Annotated in this window: 34 protein-coding genes; 2 read left to right on the top strand and 32 right to left on the bottom strand. The window is 68.1% G+C overall.

Translation table 11 applies throughout. The features are described 5' to 3' along the window. Positions 1-9: 9 nt before the first annotated feature. Positions 10-960, top strand: coding sequence for a DUF389 domain-containing protein (locus ACFXOM_RS02800; protein WP_384935349.1), 951 nt, complete (start codon positions 10-12; stop codon positions 958-960). A gap of 17 nt (positions 961-977) precedes the next feature. Here the strand turns inward: ACFXOM_RS02800 and ACFXOM_RS02805 are convergent, their stop codons facing one another. The 5 genes from ACFXOM_RS02805 to ACFXOM_RS02825 all read right to left on the bottom strand — a co-directional run bounded on the left by ACFXOM_RS02805 (position 978) and on the right by ACFXOM_RS02825 (position 7,107). Then, positions 978-2,384, bottom strand: coding sequence for an alpha/beta hydrolase family protein (locus ACFXOM_RS02805; RefSeq protein WP_385036791.1), 1,407 nt, complete (start codon positions 2,382-2,384; stop codon positions 978-980). 230 nt (positions 2,385-2,614) lie between these two features. Further along, on the bottom strand, positions 2,615-3,973 hold the full coding sequence (glmM, locus tag ACFXOM_RS02810) for a phosphoglucosamine mutase (RefSeq protein ID WP_385036793.1): 1,359 nt from the start codon (positions 3,971-3,973) through the stop codon (positions 2,615-2,617). A gap of 187 nt (positions 3,974-4,160) precedes the next feature. Further along, positions 4,161-4,679 (bottom strand): 30S ribosomal protein S9, encoded by a 519-nt coding sequence (gene rpsI, locus ACFXOM_RS02815; protein ID WP_384935341.1) that lies wholly within the window; start codon positions 4,677-4,679, stop codon positions 4,161-4,163. A 41-nt stretch (positions 4,680-4,720) separates the two neighbouring features. Then, positions 4,721-5,164, bottom strand: a complete 444-nt coding sequence (gene rplM, locus ACFXOM_RS02820; RefSeq protein ID WP_384935338.1) for a 50S ribosomal protein L13 — start codon at positions 5,162-5,164, stop codon at positions 4,721-4,723. Positions 5,165-5,487: 323 nt separating this feature from the next. Further along, entirely contained in the window at positions 5,488-7,107 is a 1,620-nt protein-coding gene (locus ACFXOM_RS02825; RefSeq protein WP_384935335.1) for an ATP-binding cassette domain-containing protein, read from the bottom strand. Positions 7,108-7,163: 56 nt separating this feature from the next. On the opposite strand from ACFXOM_RS02825, the gene ACFXOM_RS02830 reads away from it, so the two are divergent. Further along, positions 7,164-8,012: a hypothetical protein gene (locus tag ACFXOM_RS02830; RefSeq protein ID WP_384935332.1), complete on the top strand. Its 849-nt coding sequence runs from the start codon at positions 7,164-7,166 to the stop codon at positions 8,010-8,012. Here the strand turns inward: ACFXOM_RS02830 and truA are convergent. The 27 genes from truA to rplB form a co-directional block, all read right to left on the bottom strand. Beyond that, a complete protein-coding gene (truA, locus tag ACFXOM_RS02835; RefSeq protein ID WP_384935330.1) occupies positions 7,980-8,852 on the bottom strand; it encodes a tRNA pseudouridine(38-40) synthase TruA in 873 nt (290 codons plus the stop codon). The two genes, ACFXOM_RS02830 and truA, sit on opposite strands and share 33 nt — an antisense overlap. A gap of 99 nt (positions 8,853-8,951) precedes the next feature. Then, positions 8,952-9,446: a 50S ribosomal protein L17 gene (gene rplQ / locus ACFXOM_RS02840; RefSeq protein WP_384935327.1), complete on the bottom strand. Its 495-nt coding sequence runs from the start codon at positions 9,444-9,446 to the stop codon at positions 8,952-8,954. Positions 9,447-9,893: 447 nt separating this feature from the next. Then, on the bottom strand, positions 9,894-10,916 hold the full coding sequence (locus ACFXOM_RS02845; protein WP_003956430.1) for a DNA-directed RNA polymerase subunit alpha: 1,023 nt from the start codon (positions 10,914-10,916) through the stop codon (positions 9,894-9,896). 180 nt (positions 10,917-11,096) lie between these two features. After that, positions 11,097-11,501 carry a 30S ribosomal protein S11 gene (gene rpsK / locus ACFXOM_RS02850; protein ID WP_003948617.1) on the bottom strand — a complete coding sequence of 135 codons (405 nt, stop codon included), beginning with the start codon at positions 11,499-11,501 and terminating at the stop codon, positions 11,097-11,099. Positions 11,502-11,565: 64 nt separating this feature from the next. Further along, the gene (gene rpsM / locus ACFXOM_RS02855) at positions 11,566-11,946 is read right to left on the bottom strand and encodes a 30S ribosomal protein S13 (RefSeq protein WP_384935324.1); all 381 of its coding nucleotides are present in this window, start codon (positions 11,944-11,946) and stop codon (positions 11,566-11,568) included. Between the two features lie 201 nt (positions 11,947-12,147). After that, complete coding sequence (gene rpmJ / locus ACFXOM_RS02860; RefSeq protein ID WP_003956441.1) at positions 12,148-12,261, bottom strand: 50S ribosomal protein L36; 114 nt, start codon at positions 12,259-12,261, stop codon at positions 12,148-12,150. Between the two features lie 59 nt (positions 12,262-12,320). After that, entirely contained in the window at positions 12,321-12,542 is a 222-nt protein-coding gene (infA, locus tag ACFXOM_RS02865) for a translation initiation factor IF-1 (protein WP_003956442.1), read from the bottom strand. A 139-nt stretch (positions 12,543-12,681) separates the two neighbouring features. Next, the gene (gene map, locus ACFXOM_RS02870; protein WP_384935323.1) at positions 12,682-13,518 is read right to left on the bottom strand and encodes a type I methionyl aminopeptidase; all 837 of its coding nucleotides are present in this window, start codon (positions 13,516-13,518) and stop codon (positions 12,682-12,684) included. A 126-nt stretch (positions 13,519-13,644) separates the two neighbouring features. Next, on the bottom strand, positions 13,645-14,310 hold the full coding sequence (locus ACFXOM_RS02875; protein ID WP_384935320.1) for an adenylate kinase: 666 nt from the start codon (positions 14,308-14,310) through the stop codon (positions 13,645-13,647). Continuing rightward, positions 14,310-15,629: a preprotein translocase subunit SecY gene (secY, locus tag ACFXOM_RS02880; RefSeq protein WP_384935317.1), complete on the bottom strand. Its 1,320-nt coding sequence runs from the start codon at positions 15,627-15,629 to the stop codon at positions 14,310-14,312. The genes ACFXOM_RS02875 and secY overlap by 1 nt, the downstream gene beginning before the upstream one ends. A 245-nt stretch (positions 15,630-15,874) precedes the next feature. Next, positions 15,875-16,330 carry a 50S ribosomal protein L15 gene (gene rplO / locus ACFXOM_RS02885; protein ID WP_384935314.1) on the bottom strand — a complete coding sequence of 152 codons (456 nt, stop codon included), beginning with the start codon at positions 16,328-16,330 and terminating at the stop codon, positions 15,875-15,877. A 2-nt stretch (positions 16,331-16,332) separates the two neighbouring features. After that, the gene (rpmD, locus tag ACFXOM_RS02890; protein WP_071273185.1) at positions 16,333-16,515 is read right to left on the bottom strand and encodes a 50S ribosomal protein L30; all 183 of its coding nucleotides are present in this window, start codon (positions 16,513-16,515) and stop codon (positions 16,333-16,335) included. Further along, on the bottom strand, positions 16,515-17,120 hold the full coding sequence (gene rpsE / locus ACFXOM_RS02895) for a 30S ribosomal protein S5 (protein ID WP_005313527.1): 606 nt from the start codon (positions 17,118-17,120) through the stop codon (positions 16,515-16,517). Before rpsE ends, rpmD begins: the two co-directional genes overlap by 1 nt. 43 nt (positions 17,121-17,163) lie before the next feature. After that, positions 17,164-17,547: a 50S ribosomal protein L18 gene (gene rplR, locus ACFXOM_RS02900; RefSeq protein ID WP_336547169.1), complete on the bottom strand. Its 384-nt coding sequence runs from the start codon at positions 17,545-17,547 to the stop codon at positions 17,164-17,166. Between the two features lie 3 nt (positions 17,548-17,550). Next, positions 17,551-18,090, bottom strand: a complete 540-nt coding sequence (gene rplF / locus ACFXOM_RS02905; RefSeq protein ID WP_242329300.1) for a 50S ribosomal protein L6 — start codon at positions 18,088-18,090, stop codon at positions 17,551-17,553. A gap of 22 nt (positions 18,091-18,112) precedes the next feature. After that, positions 18,113-18,511, bottom strand: a complete 399-nt coding sequence (gene rpsH, locus ACFXOM_RS02910; protein ID WP_017949652.1) for a 30S ribosomal protein S8 — start codon at positions 18,509-18,511, stop codon at positions 18,113-18,115. A 212-nt stretch (positions 18,512-18,723) separates the two neighbouring features. Continuing rightward, entirely contained in the window at positions 18,724-18,909 is a 186-nt protein-coding gene (locus ACFXOM_RS02915; protein ID WP_003956452.1) for a type Z 30S ribosomal protein S14, read from the bottom strand. 5 nt (positions 18,910-18,914) lie between these two features. Further along, positions 18,915-19,472 carry a 50S ribosomal protein L5 gene (gene rplE / locus ACFXOM_RS02920; protein ID WP_019329632.1) on the bottom strand — a complete coding sequence of 186 codons (558 nt, stop codon included), beginning with the start codon at positions 19,470-19,472 and terminating at the stop codon, positions 18,915-18,917. Further along, complete coding sequence (rplX, locus tag ACFXOM_RS02925) at positions 19,472-19,795, bottom strand: 50S ribosomal protein L24 (RefSeq protein ID WP_351226551.1); 324 nt, start codon at positions 19,793-19,795, stop codon at positions 19,472-19,474. Before rplX ends, rplE begins: the two co-directional genes overlap by 1 nt. Before the next feature lie 2 nt (positions 19,796-19,797). Further along, positions 19,798-20,166, bottom strand: coding sequence for a 50S ribosomal protein L14 (gene rplN, locus ACFXOM_RS02930; protein WP_003956455.1), 369 nt, complete (start codon positions 20,164-20,166; stop codon positions 19,798-19,800). 110 nt (positions 20,167-20,276) lie between these two features. Continuing rightward, entirely contained in the window at positions 20,277-20,561 is a 285-nt protein-coding gene (rpsQ, locus tag ACFXOM_RS02935; RefSeq protein WP_093656384.1) for a 30S ribosomal protein S17, read from the bottom strand. Beyond that, entirely contained in the window at positions 20,561-20,785 is a 225-nt protein-coding gene (gene rpmC, locus ACFXOM_RS02940; protein ID WP_031076670.1) for a 50S ribosomal protein L29, read from the bottom strand. Before rpmC ends, rpsQ begins: the two co-directional genes overlap by 1 nt. Then, positions 20,785-21,204, bottom strand: a complete 420-nt coding sequence (gene rplP / locus ACFXOM_RS02945) for a 50S ribosomal protein L16 (RefSeq protein WP_005313579.1) — start codon at positions 21,202-21,204, stop codon at positions 20,785-20,787. Before rplP ends, rpmC begins: the two co-directional genes overlap by 1 nt. A gap of 5 nt (positions 21,205-21,209) precedes the next feature. Continuing rightward, entirely contained in the window at positions 21,210-22,049 is an 840-nt protein-coding gene (gene rpsC, locus ACFXOM_RS02950; protein WP_384935308.1) for a 30S ribosomal protein S3, read from the bottom strand. Beyond that, the gene (rplV, locus tag ACFXOM_RS02955; RefSeq protein WP_384946107.1) at positions 22,049-22,396 is read right to left on the bottom strand and encodes a 50S ribosomal protein L22; all 348 of its coding nucleotides are present in this window, start codon (positions 22,394-22,396) and stop codon (positions 22,049-22,051) included. Before rplV ends, rpsC begins: the two co-directional genes overlap by 1 nt. Positions 22,397-22,437: 41 nt before the next feature. After that, positions 22,438-22,719 (bottom strand): 30S ribosomal protein S19, encoded by a 282-nt coding sequence (rpsS, locus tag ACFXOM_RS02960; RefSeq protein ID WP_017949661.1) that lies wholly within the window; start codon positions 22,717-22,719, stop codon positions 22,438-22,440. 12 nt (positions 22,720-22,731) lie between these two features. After that, positions 22,732-23,568 (bottom strand): 50S ribosomal protein L2, encoded by an 837-nt coding sequence (gene rplB / locus ACFXOM_RS02965; protein WP_384935305.1) that lies wholly within the window; start codon positions 23,566-23,568, stop codon positions 22,732-22,734. Positions 23,569-23,587 lie beyond the last annotated feature (19 nt).

Here is a 23,587-nt window from a genome sequence, read left to right on the forward strand (position 1 = left end):
GGAAGCCGCGTGCTGCACTTGCGCCTGATCGTCCCGGCCGACCGCACCGAGCGGGTCGTGGACACCGTGGAGAGGGCGGTGGGCACGACCCACATCGCCGTCCTGCCCGGTGCGGCGCGCAGTCCCGCCGGCGATCTGGTGCTGTGCGACGTCGCGCGCGAGGCTGGTCACGAGCTGATAGGCCGCCTGCGCGAACTGGGCATCGACCGCGACGGCGCCATCTCCGTCGAGCCCATCGACCTCACCCTGTCCCGGCGCGCTGACCAGGCCGAGCACGAGGCGCCGGGCGAGGCCGCCGACGCAGTGCTGTGGGAGCAGCTGACCGAGGCGACGAACGAGGAGTCCACGCTCACCGTCACCTACCTGGCGTTCCTGACGCTGGCCACGATGATCGCCGCGTGCGGCGTGGTGCTGGACAACGCGATCCTCGTCGTGGGCGCCATGGCCGTCGGTCCGGAGTTCGGGCCGCTCACCGGCTTCAGCACGGCCGTGGTGCAGCGGCTGCCCCGGCTCGCCTGGCGGTCGCTGGTGGCGCTGCTCGTGGGATTCACCGTTGCCATGCTGGTGACCGCCGCCTTCGGCGCGTTCATGGCGAGCATCGGCCTGTTCGAGAAGTCGATGCTGCAGGGCGCGCGCCCCAACACCCACTTCATCTACCGGCCGGACGCGTTCTCCTTCGTCGTCGCCGTTCTCGCGGGCATCGCCGGCACACTCTCCCTGACCTCGGCGAAGTCGGGTGCCCTGGTGGGCGTCACGATCTCGGTGACGACCGTCCCTGCGGCCGCCAACGCCGCGGTCGCCTTCAGCTACAGCGAATTCCGCCAGGCCTGGGGGTCCGGCGAACAGTTGCTGCTCAATCTGCTCGGCATCGTCCTTGCCGGGACGCTCACGCTGTTCGTCCAGAAGTGGGCGTGGTCGGTCCGCCTGAGGCGAGCGACGGTGCGGTCACCCTCCTCCTAGCCGACGCACCGCCCGGTCTAGAGCGTCTCCTGCAGCCAGTCGAAGACGACCTCGCAGTGCAGTTGCGGAGCCATCGGGGAGCAGTGCAGCTGGGCCCCCTCGGCCGTGGTGAGCTTCACGTAGTCCTTGGGCGAGGTCAGCTTGTCGAACAGCTCGCGCGGCTGGCCGGGGTAGAACTGCTCGTAGTCGTAGTCGAGGACGAGCACCGGCATCTTGATCCTGCTCACGACACCACTGATGTCCAGTGCTTTGACCGCATTGGCCGGCGAGTAGAAGTCGGTGAACATCTTGCCCTGGCGAGCGGCGAGCATCGCCGGGATCGAGAACGGCTCGAAGCGTTTCTTCATGGTCGCTGCGGCGGAGGGTGACAGCTGCGGGACGACCTCCTTGTTCCAGATGTCGTTCGTCTCCTCCTTGCTCGGCTGGAGGATCTCCCGGACCTCCGGGGGGAAGGCCAGCCACGGCGAGAGGCAGCCGGGCATCGCCACTGCCGCGGCGAGCCTGTTCTCGAACGCGGCTGCCCTCGGCACGAGGTCACCCGCCATGCTCAGCCCGGTGATGGCGATCTTGCCGGTGTCCACGTCGGGGCGCTCGGACAGCCAGTCGACGAGGGGGCTGACGACCTTCTCCCAGGTGGGCGTGAAGGTCACCTGGTCCACGAAGAGCAGCTGCCCCTGACCGGGGCCGTCGTAGACGAGGGCGTTCCAGCCCCGGCGGAGCGCCGCCGGAACGCCGTAGGTCCACATGTCGACGTTCTGCCCGTCACTGCCGTTGGTGAGGATCACGGTCGGGCGTCGCGCGGTGTCCTCGTCGGGGCGGAAGAACCACACCGGCAGCGGGCTGTTGCCGTACGGGACGTTCGCCGTGACCGGCGGCGGGTCGCACAGCCGGCAGAACGTGTCCCAGGCGCCGCGTCCGGCCTTGTACAGCTGCTCTTCGCCGCCCGGGTCGTCGGAGCCGAGGACGAAGAACAGCGCCTGAGCGTAGTACTGCGCGGCGCGGAGCGCTCGGAAGCGCGTCGTCTGGTCGTCCGCCTTGCTGTCCTGCGGGGCCTCCATCAGCTGGTCCCCGAGCTTCCGGAACGTCTCGACGTACGACTGCGGGGAGAGACCGGCCTTGTTGATCGCGTTCACGGCGGTGAGCACTTCGCCCACCTCCGCGGCCCCCGCTCCGGAACCCCCCAGAGCCAGGAGTCCGTTGAAGTTGAACGCCGGGTCCTTGAAGAGCGTCATCACCCCGGGCGTCGGGTTGCCCGGCTGGACGGCGGGGGCCGAGGCGGATCGGCTCGGGGTGGGTGCGTTCGCCGGTGACGTACCCGACCGGGTGCATCCGGCGGTCAGCACCGCACCCGCCCCGGCAGCGAGCCCGGCGAGGGCGGTGCGACGCGTGGGGCCTGTCGTGCGATCAGTTGATCCGTACGTCATGCCAGCCGAACGTAGGAGCCTCCTCGGCCTGCTCCCGTCCGCGACACCCGCCCTTCACCCGAACGGCCCTCCGACCGGTCCTCCTCCAGTGCAGCCCCCACCCGGCCGGAATCGGAACGGAGCTGGTTCCCCGGGGTGCCGCAGGAGCGGACGACCGCGCCCGCCGCGGTGCGGGACCACGGCGGGCGCGAGAACACACGGTGGGGCCCAGGGGCCCCGCGGCACCGGAGTCAGCCCAGCGCCGACTTCACCGCATCGGTGAGCCGGCTCGCGACCGAGCGGGCCTGCTCGATGTCGGCCGCCTCGACCATCACGCGGACGAGAGGCTCGGTACCGGACGGACGCAGCAGGACGCGGCCGGTGGACCCGAGCTCACGCTCGGCCTCGGCCACCGCAGCAGCCAGTTCCGCGGACGTGGCGACGCGGGACTTGTCGACGTCCGGAACGTTGATCAGGACCTGCGGGAGGCGCTGCATGACGCCGGCGAGCTCGGCGAGGGAACGGCCGGTGGCGGCGACGCGCGCCGCCAGCATCAGTCCGGTGAGCGTCCCGTCACCCGTGGTGGCGTGGTCCAGGACGATCACGTGCCCGGACTGCTCGCCGCCCAGTGCGTAGCCGTGCTCCTTCATCGACTCCAGGACGTACCGGTCACCGACCGCGGTCTGCACCAGCTCGACGCCTTCGCGCTCCATCGCCAGCTTGAAGCCGAGGTTCGACATGACGGTCGCGACGACGGTGTTGCCGCGCAGCGTCCCCGCCTCGCGCATGGCCAGGGCCAGCACGGCCAGGATCTGGTCGCCGTCGATCTCGTTGCCGTCGGCGTCCACGGCGAGGCAGCGGTCGGCGTCGCCGTCGTGGGCGATGCCGATGTCGGCCCCGTGCTCGACCACGGCGGCCTTCAGCAGACCCAGGTGGGTGGAGCCGCAGTTGTCGTTGATGTTGAGGCCGTCCGGCTCGGCACCGATGGTGACGATCTCGGCGCCCGCCCGGGCGAACGCCTCCGGCGAGACCCGGGCAGCGGCGCCGTGCGCCTCGTCGAGGACGATCGTGAGTCCGTCGAGACGGTTAGGCAGCACGGCGATCAGGTGGGCGATGTACTTGTCGAAGCCTTCGTCGTAGTCCCGCACCCGGCCCACGCCGGCACCCGTCGGCCGGTCCCACGGCGCACCGGTGCGGTGCTCCTCGTACACGGTTTCGATGCGGTCCTCCAGCTCGTCGGCCAGCTTGTGGCCGCCGCGAGCGAAGAACTTGATGCCGTTGTCCGGCATGGCGTTGTGGCTCGCGGAGAGCATCACGCCGAGGTCGGCGCCGAGCACACCGGTGAGGTACGCCACCGCGGGCGTCGGCAGCACGCCGACGCGCAGGACGTCCACGCCCGCGCTCGCCAGGCCGGCCACGACCGCGGCCTCCAGGAACTCCCCGGACGCGCGGGGATCACGCCCGACCACCGCCGTCGGCCGATGGCCCTCGAACGTGCCCGCCTCGGCGAGCACGTGCGCCGCGGCGACCGACAGACCGAGCGCGAGCTCCGCCGTCAGGTCCGCGTTCGCGACGCCGCGCACACCGTCCGTGCCGAAGAGTCGTCCCACTGGTGTCCTCCGAAATGCTCCGAAAACGCACAGCCTCTGAAGCGCGTTCCTGTCGTTATACGCCCGAGGCGTCGAGCTGTGTCACTCCGGGGGGGTCGCCCCGGTTCCGATGGGTTCGGTAAACGGGACGCCCCGGCAGCACCGAGTGCTGCCGGGGCGAACGTATGCCGTACAGGCCAGCAGGCGATTAGCGCTTGCTGTACTGCGGGGCCTTGCGGGCCTTCTTCAGACCGGCCTTCTTGCGCTCGACGGCACGGTCGTCGCGGCTCAGGAAGCCGGCCTTCTTCAGCGCGCCGCGGTTGTTGTCCACGTCCGCCTCGTTCAGCGCACGGGCCACGCCGAGGCGCAGCGCGCCGGCCTGGCCGGACACGCCGCCACCGGCGATGCGGGCGACGACGTCGTAACGACCGTCGAGCTCGAGCACCTTGAAGGGCTCATTGACTTCCTGCTGGTGCACCTTGTTGGGGAAGTAGTCCTCAAGGGTGCGACCGTTGATCTTCCACTTGCCGGTGCCCGGAACGATCCGGACGCGGGCGATGGCGTTCTTGCGGCGGCCCAGGCCGGCGGCCGGCTGCGGGTCGCCGAAGCGGGACCCGAGCGACTCGCTCGTGTACTCGCCCTCGACGGGGGTGTCGGACTCGAAGGTGGTGACCTCGGCGTAGGTCTCTTCGCCCTCGAGCGGAACTTCGGTGGTGGTCTCGGCCACGATTCTCCTCAGATTCTCTTCGTCTTAGGGGGTGGCCGGACTTACTGCGCGACCTGGGTGATCTCGAACGGGACCGGCTGCTGGGCAGCGTGCGGGTGCTGGTCACCCGCGTAGACCTTCAGCTTCGAGAGCATCTGACGGCCCAGGGAGTTCTTGGGGAGCATGCCCTTGACGGCCTTCTCGACGGCCTTCTCGGGGTTCTTCTCAAGCAGCTCGTCGTAGCGGACGGAGCGCAGACCACCCGGGTAGCCGGAGTGGCGGTACGCCATCTTCTGGGTCCGCTTGTTGCCGGACAGGTGCACCTTGTCGGCGTTGATGATGATGACGAAGTCACCAGCGTCAACGTGCGGCGCGTAGATCGGCTTGTGCTTGCCCCGCAGGAGGGTGGCAGCAGTCGTGGCCAGACGGCCCAGGACGACGTCCTGGGCGTCGATGACGTGCCACTGACGCGTCACATCGCCGGGCTTGGGGCTGTACGTACGCACGGTCGTAGCCTTCGCTTCTTCAGTGATGGGGATCCCCCGGGGCCCGCGAGGGCTCGGAGGACGGGGTCCTGACAAGGCCACCCGGACGATCACGACAGCCCTGGCCGCACATCGGGGACGCAACCCGAGTGCATGCCGCTGGTCATCGGCCCGGTGAACCGGCGTAAGGGCCCCTCACGTGAGATAGAGCAAGCCAATACGCATAACGAACCAGCAGGATACCTGGGGTCCCCCGCACGGGTCAAAACGGCCGGACCGCCCCGCGGGCCCCGCCGCCGGGGGTCGGACGGGCCCTTCCCGACCACCGTGTCCGCCCCGTCCGGTCACCGTGCGCGCACGACCCGACGCTCGTCCCACACCGGCTCCGGGGTCTCCCTGACCACGCCGTCCGCTCCGAAGACGAGGAAGCGGTCGAAGGACTTCGCGAACCAGCGGTCGTGCGTCACCGCCAGCACCGTGCCCTCGTACGCCTCCAGCCCCTCCTGGAGGGCCTCGGCCGAATCGAGGTCCAGGTTGTCCGTCGGCTCGTCCAGCAGCAGCGCCGTCGTCCCGCGCAGCTCCAGCAGCAGGATCTGGAAGCGGGCCTGCTGCCCGCCGGACAGCCGATCGAACGTCTGGTCCCCCTGGCGCTCCAGCTCGTAGCGCCGCAGCGCGCTCATGGCACCACCGCGGTCCTTCGCGTGCTCCGTCCACAGGATGTCGACAAGCGTACGACCGAGCAGTTCGGGGTGGGCGTGCGTCTGCGCGAAGTGGCCCGGCACCACCCGGGCACCGAGCCTCCACTCCCCTACGTGGGCCACGTCCTCCCCGGCCAGCAGCCGCAGGAAGTGCGACTTCCCCGAGCCGTTCGATCCGAGGACCGCCACCCGTTCCCCGTAGAAGACCTCCAGGTCGAAGGGCTTCATCAGTCCGGACAGCTCCAGCCCGGCACAGGTCACGGCCCGCACCCCGGTGCGCCCGCCGCGCAGCCGCATCCGGATGTCCTGCTCGCGCGGGGGCTCCGGCGGCGGGCCGGCCTCCTCGAACTTCCGCAGCCTCGTCTGCGCCGCAGCGTACCGGGACGCCATCTCATGACTGACCGATGCGGCCTGCCGGAGGTTGATCACCAGCCTCTTCAGTTGTGCGTGCTTCTCCTCCCACCGCCGCTTCAGCTCCTCGAAGCGCGCGAAGCGCTCCCGCCTGGCCTCGTGGAAGGTGCCGAAGCTCCCGCCGTGCACCCAGACGTCGCTGCCCGCGGGCCCTGGTTCCACCGCCACGATCTTCTGCGCCGCCCGTGCCAACAGCTCCCTGTCGTGGGACACGAAGAGGACCGTCTTGCGGGTCTCCCGCAACCGCTCCTCCAGCCAGCGCTTGCCGGGCACGTCCAGGTAGTTGTCCGGCTCGTCGAGCAGCAGCACCTCGTCTGGGCCGCGCAGCAGCGCCTCCAGCACCAACCGCTTCTGCTCGCCGCCGGAGAGCGTCCGTACGAGCCGCCACTGGGCCTTCTCGTACGGGACGCCGAGCGCAGCGGTGGTGCACATGTCCCAGACCGTCTCGGCCTCGTAGCCCTGCACCTCCGCCCAGTCGCTCAGCGCCTGCGCGTACCGCATCTGCGCGGCCTCGTCGTCCACGGTCATGATCAGGTGCTCGGCCCGATCCACCGCGCGGGCCGCGTCCCGGATCCGCGGCTGGGCCACCGAGACCAGAAGGTCCCGCACCGTGCGTTCGTCCCGCACCGAACCGACGAACTGCGGCATGACGCCCAGTCCTCCGCCCACCGTCACCGTTCCGCCGTGCGGCTTCAGTTCCCCGGAGAGCAGCCGCAGCAGCGTCGTCTTCCCTGCGCCGTTCGCTCCCACGAGGGCGACGACCGATCCGTCCCCGACGCGGAACGAGACGTCACCGAGCAGCACCCGACCGTCCGGCAGGTAGTACTCCAGATGTGCGGCCTCGAGATGTCCCATGCCGGGCATTCTCGTCGGCGGACACGCTTTCGCCCAACAGGTTTAGGATGCGCGGCATGAGCTTTGGGGGACCGCAGTGGCCGCAGGAGCCGCAACACCGCGCCGAGACTCCGGACTGGGCCGCACTGGCCGATGCCTCCGCTGCCCGCGCCCGCCGCAGGAAGTGGCTGCTGATCGGCGGCTGCGCCGCCGCGACGGCGGCCGTCGTCGCGGTCGTGGCGAGTGCCGTCGTCTCCGACAAGGGGGGCGCTTCCGGCAAGACCGCCAGTGACCTGCCGACGGCACCCGAACTGCCGAGCGAGACGACACAGCCGCGGCCGTCGTTCTCGGCGGTCGCGCCACCGCTGCCGCCGGACCCGAAGGAGTTCATCTCCAACGGGAAGAAGGACAAGGCCCCACTGAACGTCGACACGTTCTACCCGGGCAAGAAGCTGACGATGGGCAACCGGGTCTACACCAAGGGCTCCACGGCCCGCACCACGAACTGCGCCTCCGCGACCGAAGGTCAGCTCGGCGCCGTCCTGCGGGCCAAGGACTGTGAGCAGTTGCTGCGCGCCACGTACACGAAGGACGGCGTGGCCGTCACCATAGGCGTCGCGGTACTCCCCACCGAAGCGCAGGCGCAGGCGGTCGTGAAACAGTCCGCCCGCCGCATCTCCCCACTCTACGGCTCGGGCATCGAGGGCTTCTGCAAAGGCGGCCCGGTGTGCCGGTTCGTCGGCAACTCCTACGGCAGGTACGCCTACTTCACCGCAACCGGCTACCTCAACGGGAAGTCCGTCACCAAGGGCGACACCAAGGCATTCCAACCGGGCGACGACCTGGCGGAGTTCACGTTCCGCCAGATCGTGCGCCGCGGCGAGCTCCAGGCGTCAGCAGCAGCCACCGCGCCCGCCGAGCGGTGAGCCCGGCAGGGTGCGCCTGTTGCGAGCCTCGGCGTTCCTGGCCGCCAGCAACTCGTCCGCCGGGTAGCCGACTTCCTCCAGCGTGAGGCCGTGCGGCCGCACCACGTGCACGGCCGAGTCGCGTACCCCGGCGGCCAACACCTGGCCCGGCCAGTCCACCGGGCGGTGCCCGTCGCCGACGAACAGCATCGCCCCGACCAGGGCCCGCACCATGTTGTGGCAGAAGGCGTCCGCCCTCACGGTCGCGGTCAGCACGCCGGACGCGTCCCGCTGCCAGTGGAGCTGCTGAAGCGTGCGGATGGTCGTGGCACCCTCGCGCTTCTTACAGTACGCGGCGAAGTCGTGCTCGCCGAGCAGCCGTTCGGCCGCGGCGTTCATCGCCTCCACGTCCAGCGGCCAGTCGTGCCACAGAACGTGACCGCGGAGAAGCGGGTCCACTCCGCCGGGGTGGTCGGTGACTCGGTAGGCGTACCGCCGCCAGATCGCGGAGAAGCGCGCGTTGAAGCCCGCGGGGGCTTCCGCCACCCTCCACACCCGCACGTCGTGGGCCAACCGGCCGGCCAGTCGGCGCAGCAGCTTGTCCCGGTGCTCGTCCCACAGCCCCTGCGGCAGGTCGACGTGCGCGACCTGGCCGCGTGCGTGCACCCCGGCGTCGGTGCGCCCGGCGACGGTCAGCTCGTACGTTTCCTGCGACCGGGTGACCGTGCGGATCGCGTCCTCGATCTCGCCCTGTACGGTGCGCTGCCCCCGGGTCTGCCGGGCCCAGCCCGAGAAGTCCTTGCCGTCGTAGGACAGGTCGAGCCGCACCCGTACGAAGCCGGGCTTCACGTCATCGCTCACGTCTCGTATGCCTCTCAGGATCCTGCCAACGGGACGGGCCCGCCCCCACACAAAGGGGAACGGGCCCGTCCGTCAGCCGTAAAGCCGTCTCAGAACGCCTCAGGCGTCCTTCGACTCCTCGGCCGGAGCCTCAGCGGCGTCCTCGGCCTTGGTCTCCTCGGCCTTGGCCTGCTCGGCCTCCTTGACCGCACGCTTGGCGGCGGCCTCGGCCTCGGCGACGGTGGCCTTCTTCGCGATCTCGCCCTCGACGAGCTCGATCACGGCCATCGGGGCGTTGTCACCACGACGGTTGCCGATCTTGGTGATGCGGGTGTAGCCACCCGGACGCTCCGCGTAACGCGGGGCGATCTCGGTGAAGAGCGTGTGGACGATGCCCTTGTCGGTGATCGTCTGCAGCACCAGGCGACGGTTGTGGATGTCGCCCTTCTTCGCCTTGGTGATCAGGCGCTCGGCGACCGGACGCAGGCGGCGGGCCTTGGCCTCGGTCGTGGTGATGCGGCCGTGCTCGAACAGCGACTTCGCGAGGTTCGCGAGGAGCAGCTTCTCGTGCGCGGCGCTGCCGCCCAGACGGGCACCCTTGGTGGGCTTCGGCATGGTGTTTCTCCTCATGATCTGCACCGGCCGTATCAGGTACCGGTGTCAGCCTGTGCGAGGGGCACACGCCCCTCGCGCACCCCCGGGGTCCCGGGGAAGTCCTTCTCTCCGGGCTGCGCCCGGCACCCGGGTGCACCCCGGGGTCTGCACCCCGGCCGCACGGGCTGGGGTCCGGTCCGGTCTCGTACCCGGGCCGGGGTCTACGGAGCAGCGCCCGAAGACCGTGCTGCCCGGACGTGGCCGGGCCCCGGACGCCGACCGGGGCGGACGGGGCCGAGCCCCGACGCCCCGGCACCGCAGCCGGGCTAACGGGGCAGTAGCCCCGCGTCCTGCCTCCCGGGAACGAAGCCCGGGTGACTCCCCCGACCCGGAGGCCGGAGAGCGTGTCGTTCCGGCGGGGAGCCGGGGCCCGGGCCGAAACCCCACCCCGTACGCCCCGCCGGGCGACTAGTACTGCTCGGTCTCGACGAAGCCGGCGTCCGCGTCGTCGTCCGCGCCGAACGCGTCCGCAGCGGCCGTCGGGTCGAATCCGGGCGGGCTGTCCTTGAGGGCCAGGCCCATGCCGGCCAGCTTCGCCTTGACCTCGTCGATCGACTTCGCACCGAAGTTTCGGATGTCGAGCAGGTCGGCCTCGGAGCGGGCGACGAGCTCACCCACGGAGTGGATGCCCTCGCGCTTGAGGCAGTTGTACGAGCGGACCGTGAGCTCCAGCTCCTCGATCGGCAGCGCCAGGTCGGCAGCGAGCGCGGCGTCCGTCGGGGACGGGCCCATGTCGATGCCCTCGGCGTCGATGTTGAGCTCGCGGGCCAGACCGAACAGCTCGACCAGGGTCTTGCCGGCCGACGCCATGGCGTCACGCGGACGCATGGCCTGCTTGGTCTCGACGTCGACGATCAGCTTGTCGAAGTCGGTGCGCTGCTCGACACGGGTCGCCTCGACCTTGTACGTGACCTTGAGCACCGGCGAGTAGATGGAGTCGACCGGGATGCGGCCGATCTCCTGGCCCACCTGCTTGTTCTGCACGGCGGAGACGTAGCCGCGACCGCGCTCGACGGTCAGCTCCATCTCCAGCTTGCCCTTGCCGTTCAGCGTGGCGAGGACCAGGTCGGGGTTGTGCACCTCGACACCGGCCGGCGGGGCGATGTCGGCGGCGGTGACCAGACCCGGGCCCTGCTTGCGCAGGTACATCACGACCGGCTCGTCGTGCTCCGAGGAGACGACCAGCTGCTTGATGTTCAGGATGAGGTCGGTGACGTCCTCCTTGACGCCCGGCACGGTGGTGAACTCGTGCAGGACACCGTCGATGCGGATGGACGTGACCGCCGCACCCGGAATCGAGGAGAGGAGCGTACGGCGGAGAGAATTGCCGAGGGTGTAGCCGAAGCCCGGCTCCAGCGGCTCGATGACGAACCGGGAGCGGTACTCGTCGACGACCTCTTCGGTCAGCGAGGGACGCTGAGCGATCAGCATGTCTGTGATCCTTCAGTCGTGGGCGCCCGCTATTTGACGCCCGACTCACCGGGCGGTTGCCCGGCACTCAAAACTACTGCGTACTGCAAGGGTACGGGCGGCACGTCCCCGGAGGGGTCGCACCGCCCGAACTCTCACGTCACGCGCTGGCTCCCCCGCGCCACACGGCGCGGGCAAGGGTCAGACGCGACGACGCTTGGGGGGACGGCAGCCGTTGTGCGGCGTGGGGGTGACGTCCTGGATGGAGCCGACCTCGAGGCCGGTGGCCTGGAGGGAGCGGATCGCGGTCTCACGGCCGGAGCCCGGACCCTTGACGAAGACGTCGACCTTGCGCATGCCGTGCTCCTGCGCGCGGCGGGCGGCCGACTCGGCGGCCATCTGCGCGGCGAAGGGGGTGGACTTGCGCGAGCCCTTGAAGCCGACGTGGCCGGCGGAGGCCCAGGAGATCACGTTGCCGGTCGGGTCCGTGATGGACACGATCGTGTTGTTGAACGTGCTCTTGATGTGAGCGTGGCCGTGGGCGACGTTCTTCTTTTCCTTGCGGCGCACCTTCTTGGCAGCGCCCTGGCGTCCCTTGGGGGGCATGTATTTCTCCCGTGGAGGTGGTCGGTCCTACAGCGAAGACCGCGGTGAGGCGTCCGGCTGAGGACTACTTCTTGCCCGGCTTCTTCTTGCCGGCGATGGCGCGACGCGGGCCCTTGCGGGTACGGGCGTTCGTGCTGGTGCGCTGACCGTGGACCGGCAGACCGCGACGGTGGCGAAGACCCTGGTAGCAACCGATCTCGACCTTGCGGCGGATGTCGGCCTGGATCTCGCGACGGAGGTCACCCTCGGTCTTGATGTTGTTGTCCACGTACTCGCGGATCTTGACGAGGTCCTCTTCGGCCAGGTCACGAACGCGGGTGTTCGGGTTCACACCGGTCGCGGCGAGGGTCTCCTTCGCCAGGGTGCGGCCGATGCCGAAGACGTAGGTGAGTGCGACCTCCACGCGCTTTTCGCGCGGAATGTCAACACCGGAAACGCGTGCCATTCAATGGCTCCTGTGGTGTTTCGGGGGTCTTCCGCAGAGCCGTTCCCGGCCGCCGACCGCTCCCTGGGGAGAGGTGGTACGTCCGGGTCCCCGGCCCCCGCCGGAGGTGCCGCCGGTCCGACACGGACTGGGCGGGCCCTGCGTATGTACGTGTGATGCTCGCGTCGCGCGAAGTAACTGCGGAGTGCAGGTCGGCGTGCGTCAGCCCTGGCGCTGCTTGTGGCGCAGGTTGTCGCAGATGACCATGACCCGACCGTGACGGCGGATCACCTTGCACTTGTCGCAGATCTTCTTGACGCTCGGCTTGACCTTCATGGGATGTGAGGTTCTCCGGGTCAGTTGCCAGCGCCCCACGGGAGGGGGCGAGGCAAGATCTACTTGTAGCGGTAGACGATCCGCCCACGCGTCAGGTCGTACGGAGAGAGCTCCACCACGACCCGGTCATCCGGGAGGATACGGATGTAGTGCATCCGCATCTTGCCGGAGATGTGCGCGAGGACCTTGTGACCGTTCTGGAGCTCCACCTTGAACATGGCGTTCGGCAGGGACTCGATCACGGTGCCCTCGATTTCGATGGCACCTTGCTTCTTGGCCACGCTTCGCCCTTCGAATCGGCTACCTTGATCGACTCTCGTCCCGCACGCGGACATGCGGATACACGAGAGCCGACGCATCAGTCTACGTCAGGCCCCTGGAAAAGACGAATCCAGGATGTTTGCCCAATGCTGCTGATCGTTACGCCAGGGGATCCGGCGCCGCTGTGACGCCGAGTTCCGCCAGCTTCGCCCTGCCGCCGTCCACGGCGGTGAGGACCAGCGGGCCCTGCTCCGTGAGCGCCACCGAGTGCTCCCAGTGCGAGGACCAGGTCCCGTCCGGAGTGATGACGGTCCAGTCGTCGGCGAGCACCTCGGTGTGCGGGGTGCCGAGCGACACCATGGGCTCGATGGCCAGGCAGAAACCGGGGACGAGCTTGGGGCCCTTGCCACGCTTGCGGGAGACGTAATTCAGCAGGTGCGGGTCCATGTGCATCTCGGTGCCGATGCCGTGACCGCCGTACTCCTCGATGATCCCGTACTTGCCGCCGCCCGGCTTCGGCTGACGGCGGATGAAGGTCTCGACGGCCCGGGAGATGTCGACCAGCCGGTTGCCGTTCTTCATCGCGGCGATACCGGCCCACATGGACTCCTCGGTCACCCGGGAGAGCTCGATCAGTTCAGGCGCGTGCCCGGACCCCACGAACGCGGTGTACGCCGCGTCGCCGTGCCAGCCGTCAACGATCGCGCCGGCGTCGATCGAGATGATGTCCCCGTCCTTGAGGACGGTCTTGTCGTCCGGGATGCCATGGACGACCACCTCGTTCACCGAGGTGCAGATGGTCGCCGGAAATCCGCCGTACCCCAGGAAGTTCGACTTCGCACCATGGTCGGCGATCACCTTGCGGGCGACCTCGTCCAGGTCCTTCGTCGTGGCGCCGGGGACCGCGGCCTCACGGGTCGCCGCGTGAATGGCGGCGACGACCAGTCCCGCCTCGCGCATCTTCGCGATCTGCTCGGGGGTCTTGATCTGCACCATGGGGGCCGGCGCCTTTCGGGATCGGAGAGTGGTTCTTCGGTATGCGTCGGTAATCAATACGATACGGCCGCGGCGTCCCTGGGACACCGCGGCCGTATCACGTACAGCTCGGGGGCTCGACGGAGCTCAGGCCTGGGCGGCCCGGTCCTTCTGCAGCGCCTCCATGGCCCGCTCGGTCACCTCGGCGACCTTGCCGAGCGCCGAGATGGTGACCACCAGGCCCTGGGCCTTGTAGTAGTCGATAATCGGCTCGGTCTGGGTGTGGTAGACCTCGAGCCGCTTGCGCACCGTCTCTTCGGAGTCGTCGTCGCGCTGGTACAGCTCACCGCCGCAGACGTCGCAGACACCCTCGGTCTTCGGCGGGGCGTACGCCGCGTGGAAGACGTGGGAGCTGTCGTTGCGGCAGATCCGGCGGCCCGCGATCCGCTTGACGACCTCGTCCTCGGGAACCTCCAGGTCGAGTACCGCGTCCAGCTTCACGCCGTCCTCCTCCAGGGCGGCGTCGAGCGCCTCGGCCTGGGAGACGTTGCGCGGGAAACCATCCAGCAGGAAGCCGTCGCGCGCGTCCGGCTGGGCCATGCGGTCCCGGGCCATCCCGATGGTGACCTCGTCGGGCACCAGGTTGCCCGCATCCATGTACGCCTTGGCCTGCTTGCCCAGTTCGGTGCCCTGGCTGATGTTGGCGCGGAAGAGGTCGCCCGTGGAGATGTGCGGGATCGACAGGTTCTTGGCAAGGAACTGGGCCTGCGTTCCCTTGCCCGCACCGGGCGGCCCGACGAGGACGATTCGCATCAGCGGAGGAACCCTTCGTAGTTGCGCTGCTGGAGCTGACTCTCGATCTGCTTCACAGTCTCGAGACCGACACCCACGATGATGAGGATGCTGGTGCCACCGAACGGGAAGTTCTGGTTGGCGCCACCGAAGCCTGCCAACGCCATCGTCGGCACAAGAGCGATCAGACCCAGATACAGCGAGCCCGGCCAGGTGATCCGGTTGAGCACGTAGCTCAAGTACTCAGCAGTAGGTCGACCAGCCCGGATACCCGGGATGAAGCCACCATACTTCTTCATGTTGTCGGCTACTTCCTCGGGGTTGAACGAAATCGCCACGTAGAAGAAGGCGAAGAACACGATGAGGAGGAAGTACGCCGCCATGTAATACGGGTGGTCACCCTTGACGAAGTGGGTCTGGATCCAGGTTTTCCAACCCGCCTCGGAGTTCGAGAACTGTGCGATCAGCGCCGGGATGTAGAGCAGTGACGAAGCGAAGATGACAGGAATCACACCCGCCTGATTCACCTTGAGCGGGATGTATGTGGACGTACCTCCGTACGACCTGCGGCCGATCATGCGCTTCGCGTACTGGACCGGGATGCGCCGCTGGGCCTGCTCGACGAAGACGACGAGCGCGACCATCACGAAGCCGATCAGGATGACCGTTCCGAACTCGATCCAGCCCTTGGCGAGCTTGCCGCTCTGCTTGATGGCCCACAGGGCGCCCGGGAAGCCGGCGGCGATCGAGATGAACATCAGGATCGACATGCCGTTGCCGATGCCGCGGTCGGTGATCAGCTCTCCGAGCCACATCACGAGACACGTACCGGCGGTCATCGTGACCACCATGGTGATGGTGACGAAGATGGACTGGTCGGGGACGATCTCGCCGGCGACCGCACACCCGGAGAACAGCGCACCGCTGCGGGCGGTGGCGACGAGGCCGGTGCCCTGGAGCACGGCGAGCGCGACCGTGAGGTAGCGCGTGTACTGCGTGATCTTGGCCGTCCCCGCCTGGCCCTCCTTCTTGAGGGCTTCCAACCGCGGGATGACCACGGTCAGCAGCTGCAGGATGATGCTCGCCGTGATGTACGGCATGATGCCGAGCGCGAAGACGGTGATCTGCAGCAGCGCGCCGCCGCTGAACAGGTTGACCAGACCGAGCAGACTGCCGTTGCCCTTGGATGCCTGGTCCACACAGATCTGGACGTTCTGATAACTCACCCCGGGTACCGGGATGTGCGCCCCGACCCGGTACAGCACGATGATGCCGAGCGTGAAGAGCAGCTTCTTGCGCAGGTCGGGCGTCTTGAACGCCCGGGCGAACGCGGTGAGCACGGTGCCTCCTGCGACCCCCGCGCAAAGCGTCAGAGGTGACGGTCTTGAGGTTCGACGAATACGAATGAGTCAAGAGCCGCTCGGAGAGCCCTGCGGGCGGACCTCGCGGCCAGGGGGTCGCCCCCCGGGGACTACAGCAACAACGCACGCCACCTTACCGGCGAGCGTGCCCCGCTAGGAACGACCGACCGGGGATGCCCCGTGTACGAGGCATCCCCGGTCGATGTTCAAGCCATCGGCTCGTCTCAGACGAGCTCGGTGACGGTGCCGCCGGCGGCGGTGATCTTCTCCTTGGCGGAGCCGGAGACGGCGTCGACCGTCACCTGCAGCGCCACGGAGACCTCGCCCTGGCCCAGGACCTTGACGAGCTGGTTCTTGCGCACCGCACCCTTGGCGACCAGGTCGGCCACCGTGACCTCGCCACCCTGCGGGTAGAGCGCGGCCAGCTTGTCCAGGTTCACGACCTGGTACTCGGTGCGGAAGGGGTTCTTGAAGCCCTTCAGCTTCGGGAGGCGCATGTGGAGGGGCATCTGCCCACCCTCGAAGCGCTCCGGAACCTGGTAGCGGGCCTTCGTGCCCTTGGTACCACGACCGGCCGTCTTACCCTTCGACGCCTCACCGCGACCCACACGGGTCTTGGCGGTCTTGGCGCCCGGGGCGGGACGGAGGTTGTGGATCTTCAGCGGGTTCTGCTCCGCCATGATCAGTCGACCTCCTCAACCGTCACGAGGTGGCGGACGGTGTGCACCATTCCGCGGAACTCGGGGCGGTCCTCCTTGACGACCACGTCGTTGACCCTCTTCAGGCCAAGCGAACGCAGGGTGTCACGGTGGTTCTGCTTGCTGCCGATGTACGACTTCGTCTGCGTGATCTTGAGGCGGGCCATTACGCACCCGCTCCCGCACGCGCACGGAGCAGAGCCGCGGGGGCGACGTCCTCGAGCGGCAGACCGCGGCGGGCCGCGATCTCCTCGGGACGCTGCAGGCCCTTCAGGGCCGCCACGGTCGCGTGCACGATGTTGATCGCGTTGTCGGAGCCGAGCGACTTCGACAGGATGTCGTGAACGCCGGCGCACTCGAGCACGGCACGCACCGGGCCACCGGCGATAACACCGGTACCGGGGGAAGCCGGCTTGAGCAGGACGACGCCCGCGGCCTTCTCACCCTGGATCGGGTGCGGGATGGTGCCCTGGATACGGGGGACCTTGAAGAAGTGCTTCTTGGCCTCCTCAACACCCTTGGCGATGGCGGCCGGCACCTCCTTGGCCTTGCCGTAACCGACACCCACGGTGCCGTCACCGTCGCCCACCACGACCAGCGCGGTGAAGCTGAAGCGACGACCACCCTTCACAACCTTGGCGACACGGTTGATCGCGACAACGCGCTCAACGTAAGCGGTCTTCTCGGCGGCAGCTGCGCCGCCGTCACGGCCCTTCCGGTCCCGCCGCTCGCCGCCACCGGCACCGCTTCCGCGGCGCTGGGGTCCAGCCATTGGAATTACCTCTCTTCGTTTTCCGCTGAGCTACGGAACCGGCTCAGAACTTCAGACCGGCTTCGCGGGCGGCGTCCGCCAGGGCGGCGATGCGCCCGGCGTACTGGTTGCCGCCACGGTCGAACACGACAGCCTCGACGCCGGCGGCCTTGGCACGCTCGGCCACGAGCTGGCCGACCTGCTTCGCCTTCGCCGACTTGTCGCCTTCGCCGCCGCGGATGGACGAGTCCAGGGTGGACGCCGACGCGAGGGTGTGACCCGCGAGGTCGTCGATGACCTGAGCCGTGATGCCGCGGTTGGACCGGGTGACGACCAGACGCGGACGCGCCGGGGTACCCGAGATCTTCTTGCGGATGCGGATGTGGCGACGCTTCAGGGAAGCACCCTTGTAGGCCTTGCCCTTGGCAATCTTCACGCCGTATGCCATGGCTTACTTACCAGCCTTTCCGACCTTGCGGCGGATGACCTCGCCCGCGTACTTCACGCCCTTGGCCTTGTACGGGTCGGGCTTGCGCAGCTTGCGGATGTTCGCGGCGACCTCGCCGACCTTCTGCTTGTCGATGCCCTCGACCGAGAACTTGGTCGGCGACTCGACCTTGAAGGAGATGCCCTCGGGGGCCTCCACCAGGATCGGGTGGCTGTAGCCGAGCTGGAACTCCAGGTTGGAGCCCTTCGCGGCGACGCGGTAACCGACACCGCTGATCTCGAGCGCCTTCGTGTACCCCGCGGTCACACCGGTGATCATGTTGGCCACCAGCGTGCGGGACAGGCCGTGCAGGGCCTTGTTCTGACGCTCGTCGTTGGGGCGGGTGACGTTGAGAACGCCGTCCTCACCCTTCGCGATCTCGATCGGCGCGGCAACGGTGTGGGTCAGGGAGCCCTTGGGGCCCTTCACCTGGACCGTACGGCCATCGATGGTGACATCCACGCCGGCGGGAACCGAGATGGGGAGCTTGCCGATACGCGACATTGTTCTTCTCCTCCGTTCCCGACTACCAGACGTAGGCGAGGACTTCCCCGCCCACACCCTTCTTGCTGGCCTGCTTGTCGGTGAGGAGCCCGTGCGACGTGGAGATGATCGCCACGCCCAGGCCGCCGAGCACCTTCGGCAGGTTGGTGGACTTCGCGTACACCCGGAGACCGGGCTTGGAGATCCGCTTGATGCCCGCGATGGAGCGCTCACGGTTCGGGCCGAACTTCAGCTCGAGGACGAGGTTCTTGCCGACCTCGGCGTCCTCGACCTTCCAGCCCGTGATGAAGCCCTCCTGCTGGAGGATCTCCGCGATGTGAGACTTGATCTTGCTGTGCGGCATCGTCACGGAGTCGTGGTACGCCGAGTTCGCGTTACGCAGACGAGTCAGCATGTCCGCGATCGGATCAGTCATGGTCATGAATTGGCCTTCGGCCTCTCTCACCGGGGTTTCCTGTATGTGCCATCCCTCTCCCCACACATGGGCGGGACGGGTGCGGCACGGGGACCTACGGCGTAGTAAGTCGATCAGGGCGGCGGGCGCCCAACCCCACAAGCCTACGGCATGTGGGGGAGGGCCCCGCCGACCCGTTGCTTACCGAGAGCCTCCGGTAATTCCGGGAAAACCCGGGATTACCAGGAGCTCTTGGTCACGCCCGGCAGCTCGCCACGGTGAGCCATCTCACGAAGGCACACGCGGCACAGGCCGAACTTGCGGTACACGGAGTGCGGGCGGCCGCAGCGCTGGCAGCGGGTGTACGCACGCACACCGAACTTGGGCTTACGAGCAGCCTTGGCAATCAGAGCCTTCTTCGCCATCTCGCTTACGCCTCCTTGAACGGGAAGCCGAGGTGACGGAGAAGGGCACGGCCCTCAGCGTCGTTGGTCGCCGTGGTCACCACGGTGATGTCCATACCCCGGACGCGGTCGATCTTGTCCTGGTCGATCTCGTGGAACATGACCTGCTCGGTGAGACCGAAGGTGTAGTTGCCACGGCCGTCGAACTGCTTGGGGGACAGACCACGGAAGTCGCGGATGCGCGGCAGCGCGAGCGACAGGGTGCGGTCCAGGAACTCCCACATGCGGTCGCCACGGAGCGTGACGTGGGCACCGATCGGCTGGCCCTCACGCAGCTTGAACTGCGCGATGGACTTACGGGCCTTGGTGACGGCCGGCTTCTGGCCGGTGATCGTGGTGAGGTCGCGGATGGCGCCCTCGATCAGCTTGGAGTCGCGGGCGGCGTCGCCCACACCCATGTTGACCACGATCTTGACGAGGCCGGGAACCTGCATGACGTTCTCGTAGGAGAACTCCTCACGCAGCTTGCCCGCGATCTCCTCGCGGTACTTCGTCTTGAGACGCGGAGTCGTGGTGGTAGCCATCAGATGTCCTCACCCGTCCGCTTGGCAACGCGGATCTTGTTGCCCTCGTCGTCGAAGCGGTAACCGACGCGGGTCACGACCTTCTTGCCGTCCTTCTCCACGACCAGCTGAACATTGCTGACGTGGATGGGGGCCTCGGTGGTGACGATGCCGCCGGCCTGCGAGGCACGACCCGGCTGGTTGGCCTTCGTGTGCTTCTTGACCCGGTTGACACCCTCGACCAGGACGCGGTCCTCGCGGGGGAAGGCCGCGATGACCTTGCCCTGCTTGCCCTTGTCCTTGCCGGTGATGACCTGGACCAGGTCGCCCTTCTTGATCTTCATGCTTACAGCACCTCCGGCGCGAGCGAGATGATCTTCATGAACTTCTTCTCGCGCAGCTCACGGCCCACGGGGCCGAAGATACGGGTGCCGCGAGGGTCGCCGTCGTTCTTCAGAATGACGGCGGCGTTCTCGTCGAAGCGGATGTACGAGCCGTCCTGGCGGCGGCGCTCCTTGACGGTGCGAACGATGACCGCCTTGACGACGTCACCCTTCTTCACGTTGCCACCGGGGATCGCGTCCTTGACGGTGGCGACGATGACGTCACCGATGCCCGCGTAGCGGCGACCCGAGCCACCGAGAACACGGATGCAAAGGATCTCCTTGGCACCAGTGTTGTCGGCGACGCGAAGTCGCGACTCCTGCTGGATCACGTCTATCTCCTGTTTGTCTGCCGGTTCCCGGCAGGGACCGTCCCCCTTGACGGGATGGGGCCCCTGCCGAGCCTGGCGGAACGAACTTGAAGGGTTACCCCTTCAAGCGATTACTTGGCCTTCTCGAGGATCTCGACGACGCGCCAGCGCTTCGTCGCGGACAGCGGCCGGGTCTCCATGAGGAGGACGCGGTCGCCGACGCCCGCGGCGTTCTGCTCGTCGTGCGCCTTGAGCTTGTTCGTACGGCGGATGACCTTGCCGTACAGCGCGTGCTTGACGCGGTCCTCGACGGCGACGACGACGGTCTTGTCCATCTTGTCGCTGACGACCAGGCCCTCACGGGTCTTGCGGAAGCCGCGCTCGGTCTTGTTCTCAGTCACGTTGCTCTCGCTCATCAGGCGCTCTCCACCGTCTCGATGCCCAGCTCGCGCTCACGCATCAGGGTGTAGATCCGGGCGATGTCCTTACGGACGGACTTGAGCCGGCCGTGGTTCTCGAGCTGGCCCGTCGCCGCCTGGAAGCGGAGGTTGAACAGCTCTTCCTTGGCCTCGCGGAGCTTGGCCACAAGCTCCTCGTTGCCCAGCTCGCGCAGCTCGGACGCCTTGGTACCGGCCGACATCACGCTTCACCTGCCTCGCGCTTGACGATCCGGCACTTCATCGGCAGCTTGTGAGCCGCACGCGTCAGAGCCTCACGCGCAATCTTCTCGTTCGGGTAGGACAGCTCGAACATGACCCGGCCCGGGTGCACGTTCGCGACCCACCACTCCGGGGAACCCTTACCGGAACCCATGCGGGTCTCGGCGGGCTTCTTGGTCAGCGGGCGGTCCGGGTAGATGTTGATCCAGACCTTGCCGCCACGCTTGATGTGGCGGGTCATCGCGATACGAGCCGCCTCGATCTGGCGGTTGGTCACGTACGCCGGAGTCATGGCCTGGATGCCGTACTCGCCGAACGCAACCGTCGTACCGCCCTTGGCCATACCGCGGCGCTTGGGGTGGTGCTGCTTGCGGTGCTTGACCCTACGGGGGATCAGCATTTCGGTCAGGCCTCCGTTCCGGTGCTCTCAGCAGCCGGAGCAGCGGCGGCGGGAGCGTCGGCCTTGGGGGCCTCGGCAGCCGGCGCGGACTGCTGCTGCGGCTTGCGACCGCGACCGCCACGCTCGCCACCGCGGCCACCACGGGCCGGGCGGTCAGCGCCACCACGGGCCGGGCGGTTGCCGGCGCGGGCAGCGGCGTTCTCGGCGCGGACCTCGGCGATGTTCTTGACGTCGCCCTTGTAGATCCAGACCTTCACGCCGATGCGACCGAAGGTGGTCTTGGCCTCGAAGAAGCCGTACTCGACGTTCGCGCGGAGCGTGTGCAGCGGCACACGACCCTCGCGGTAGAACTCCGAGCGGGACATCTCGGCGCCGCCGAGACGGCCACCACACTGGATCTTGATGCCCTTGGCGCCCGCCTTCATGGCCGACTGCATGCTCTTGCGCATGGCGCGGCGGAAGGAGACGCGGGAGGACAGCTGCTCGGCAACGGCCTGGGCCACGAGCTGAGCGTCGACCTCGGGGTTCTTGACCTCGAGGATGTTCAGCTGGACCTGCTTGCCCGTGAGCTTCTCGAGGTCGCCGCGGATGCGGTCGGCCTCGGCGCCACGGCGGCCGATGACGATGCCGGGACGCGCGGTGTGGATGTCCACCCGCACGCGGTCACGGGTGCGCTCGATCTCGACCTTGGAGATGCCGGCGCGCTCCATGCCGGACGTCATCATCCGACGGATGGCGACGTCTTCCTTGACGTAGTCCTTGTACAGCTTGTCGGCGTACCAGCGGGACTTGAAGTCCGTGGTGATGCCGAGCCGGAACCCGTGCGGGTTTACCTTCTGGCCCATTACCGGGTTCCTTCCTTGCTGCTGACGACCACGGTGATGTGGCTGGTCCGCTTGCGGATCCGGTAGGCACGGCCCTGGGCACGCGGACGGAACCGCTTCAGGGTCGGGCCCTCGTCGACGTACGCCTCGCTGATGTACAGCGCCGAGGCGTCCGTGTGGTCGTAGTTGTGCGCGGCGTTGGCGATGGCGCTGTCCAGCACCTTGCCGACCGGCACGCTCGCGGCCTGCGGGGCGAAACGCAGGACCGCCTGAGCCTCCGTGGCGTCCATGCCACGGATGAGGTCCACCACGCGGCGGGCCTTCATGGGCGTGACGCGGATGTACCGCGCCTGGGCCCTGGCTTCCATGGTTGTCCCTTCGGTGTAAGTCATAGTCGTTCCACTCCGCGTTAGCGGCGCTTCGACTTCCGGTCGTCCTTGACGTGGCCGCGGAAGGTGCGAGTCGGCGAGAACTCACCGAGCTTGTGGCCGACCATCGACTCGGTGACGAACACCGGGACGTGGGTCTTGCCGTTGTGCACCGCGATCGTGTGGCCCAGCATGGCCGGGACGATCATCGAGCGACGGGACCAGGTCTTGATGACGTTCTTGGTGCCTGCTTCGTTCTGGGCGTCCACCTTCTTGATCAGGTGGTCGTCGACGAAGGGCCCCTTCTTGAGACTGCGCGGCATCTAAACCCGCTCCTAGCGCTTCTTGTTCGTCTTGCGGCGGCGGACGATGTACTTGTTGCTCGCCTTCTTGGGAGAACGAGTACGACCCTCCTTCTGACCCCACGGGGAGACCGGGTGGCGACCACCGGAGGTCTTGCCCTCACCACCACCGTGCGGGTGGTCAACCGGGTTCATGGCGACACCGCGGACGGTCGGGCGAACGCCCTTCCAGCGCATGCGGCCGGCCTTGCCCCAGTTGATGTTCGACTGCTCGGCGTTGCCGACCTCGCCGATGGTGGCGCGGCAGCGGACGTCGACCAGGCGGATCTCACCGGACGGCATGCGGAGGTGGGCCATGGAGCCCTCCTTCGCCAGCAGCTGCACGGAGGCACCCGCGGAGCGGGCGAACTTCGCGCCGCCGCCGGGCCGCAGCTCGATGGCGTGGATGGTCGTACCGACCGGGATGTTGCGCAGCGCCAGGTTGTTGCCGGGCTTGATGTCGGCGGCCGGGCCGTTCTCGACACGGTCGCCCTGGTTCAGGCCACGCGGCGCGATGATGTAGCGCTTCTCGCCGTCCGCGTAGTGCAGGAGCGCGATGCGCGCGGTGCGGTTGGGGTCGTACTCGATGTGCGCGACCTTGGCCGGCACGCCGTCCTTGTCGTGACGACGGAAGTCGATCACGCGGTAGGCGCGCTTGTGGCCACCGCCCTGGTGGCGAACGGTCACACGACCGGCGTTGTTACGGCCGCCCTTGCTGTGCAGGGGGCGGACCAGCGACTTCTCCGGCGTGGACCGCGTGATCTCGACGAAGTCGGCGACGCTGGAGCCACGACGGCCCGGAGTCGTCGGCTTGTACTTGCGGATACCCATTTCTCAGTCCTCGTCCGAT

It is taken from the genome of Streptomyces sp. NPDC059169, from assembly GCF_042755225.1.
In the GTDB taxonomy this organism is placed as follows: domain Bacteria; phylum Actinomycetota; class Actinomycetes; order Streptomycetales; family Streptomycetaceae; genus Streptomyces.

Bases quoted from the DNA above. Each gene is read 5' to 3' on its own strand.
- ACFXOM_RS02805 (WP_385036791.1), bottom strand. From the start codon at position 2,384: ATGACGTACGGATCAACTGATCGCACGACAGGCCCCACGCGTCGCACC.
- ACFXOM_RS02825 (WP_384935335.1), bottom strand. From the start codon at position 7,107: ATGGGACATCTCGAGGCCGCACATCTGGAGTACTACCTGCCGGACGGT.
- ACFXOM_RS02830 (WP_384935332.1), top strand. From the start codon at position 7,164: ATGAGCTTTGGGGGACCGCAGTGGCCGCAGGAGCCGCAACACCGCGCC.
- rplQ (WP_384935327.1), bottom strand. From the start codon at position 9,446: ATGCCGAAGCCCACCAAGGGTGCCCGTCTGGGCGGCAGCGCCGCGCAC.
- ACFXOM_RS02845 (WP_003956430.1), bottom strand. From the start codon at position 10,916: ATGCTGATCGCTCAGCGTCCCTCGCTGACCGAAGAGGTCGTCGACGAG.
- rpsK (WP_003948617.1), bottom strand. From the start codon at position 11,501: ATGCCCCCCAAGGGACGCCAGGGCGCTGCCAAGAAGGTGCGCCGCAAG.
- rpsM (WP_384935324.1), bottom strand. From the start codon at position 11,946: ATGGCACGCGTTTCCGGTGTTGACATTCCGCGCGAAAAGCGCGTGGAG.
- rpmJ (WP_003956441.1), bottom strand. From the start codon at position 12,261: ATGAAGGTCAAGCCGAGCGTCAAGAAGATCTGCGACAAGTGCAAGGTG.
- map (WP_384935323.1), bottom strand. From the start codon at position 13,518: ATGGTGCAGATCAAGACCCCCGAGCAGATCGCGAAGATGCGCGAGGCG.
- ACFXOM_RS02875 (WP_384935320.1), bottom strand. From the start codon at position 14,310: ATGCGAATCGTCCTCGTCGGGCCGCCCGGTGCGGGCAAGGGAACGCAG.
- rplO (WP_384935314.1), bottom strand. From the start codon at position 16,330: ATGGCGGAGCAGAACCCGCTGAAGATCCACAACCTCCGTCCCGCCCCG.
- rpmD (WP_071273185.1), bottom strand. From the start codon at position 16,515: ATGGCCCGCCTCAAGATCACGCAGACGAAGTCGTACATCGGCAGCAAG.
- rpsE (WP_005313527.1), bottom strand. From the start codon at position 17,120: ATGGCTGGACCCCAGCGCCGCGGAAGCGGTGCCGGTGGCGGCGAGCGG.
- rplR (WP_336547169.1), bottom strand. From the start codon at position 17,547: ATGGCATACGGCGTGAAGATTGCCAAGGGCAAGGCCTACAAGGGTGCT.
- rplF (WP_242329300.1), bottom strand. From the start codon at position 18,090: ATGTCGCGTATCGGCAAGCTCCCCATCTCGGTTCCCGCCGGCGTGGAT.
- rpsH (WP_017949652.1), bottom strand. From the start codon at position 18,511: ATGACCATGACTGATCCGATCGCGGACATGCTGACTCGTCTGCGTAAC.
- ACFXOM_RS02915 (WP_003956452.1), bottom strand. From the start codon at position 18,909: ATGGCGAAGAAGGCTCTGATTGCCAAGGCTGCTCGTAAGCCCAAGTTC.
- rplE (WP_019329632.1), bottom strand. From the start codon at position 19,472: ATGGCTACCACCACGACTCCGCGTCTCAAGACGAAGTACCGCGAGGAG.
- rplX (WP_351226551.1), bottom strand. From the start codon at position 19,795: ATGAAGATCAAGAAGGGCGACCTGGTCCAGGTCATCACCGGCAAGGAC.
- rpsQ (WP_093656384.1), bottom strand. From the start codon at position 20,561: ATGAGCGAGAGCAACGTGACTGAGAACAAGACCGAGCGCGGCTTCCGC.
- rpmC (WP_031076670.1), bottom strand. From the start codon at position 20,785: ATGTCGGCCGGTACCAAGGCGTCCGAGCTGCGCGAGCTGGGCAACGAG.
- rplP (WP_005313579.1), bottom strand. From the start codon at position 21,204: ATGCTGATCCCCCGTAGGGTCAAGCACCGCAAGCAGCACCACCCCAAG.
- rpsC (WP_384935308.1), bottom strand. From the start codon at position 22,049: ATGGGCCAGAAGGTAAACCCGCACGGGTTCCGGCTCGGCATCACCACG.
- rplV (WP_384946107.1), bottom strand. From the start codon at position 22,396: ATGGAAGCCAGGGCCCAGGCGCGGTACATCCGCGTCACGCCCATGAAG.
- rpsS (WP_017949661.1), bottom strand. From the start codon at position 22,719: ATGCCGCGCAGTCTCAAGAAGGGGCCCTTCGTCGACGACCACCTGATC.
- rplB (WP_384935305.1), bottom strand. From the start codon at position 23,568: ATGGGTATCCGCAAGTACAAGCCGACGACTCCGGGCCGTCGTGGCTCC.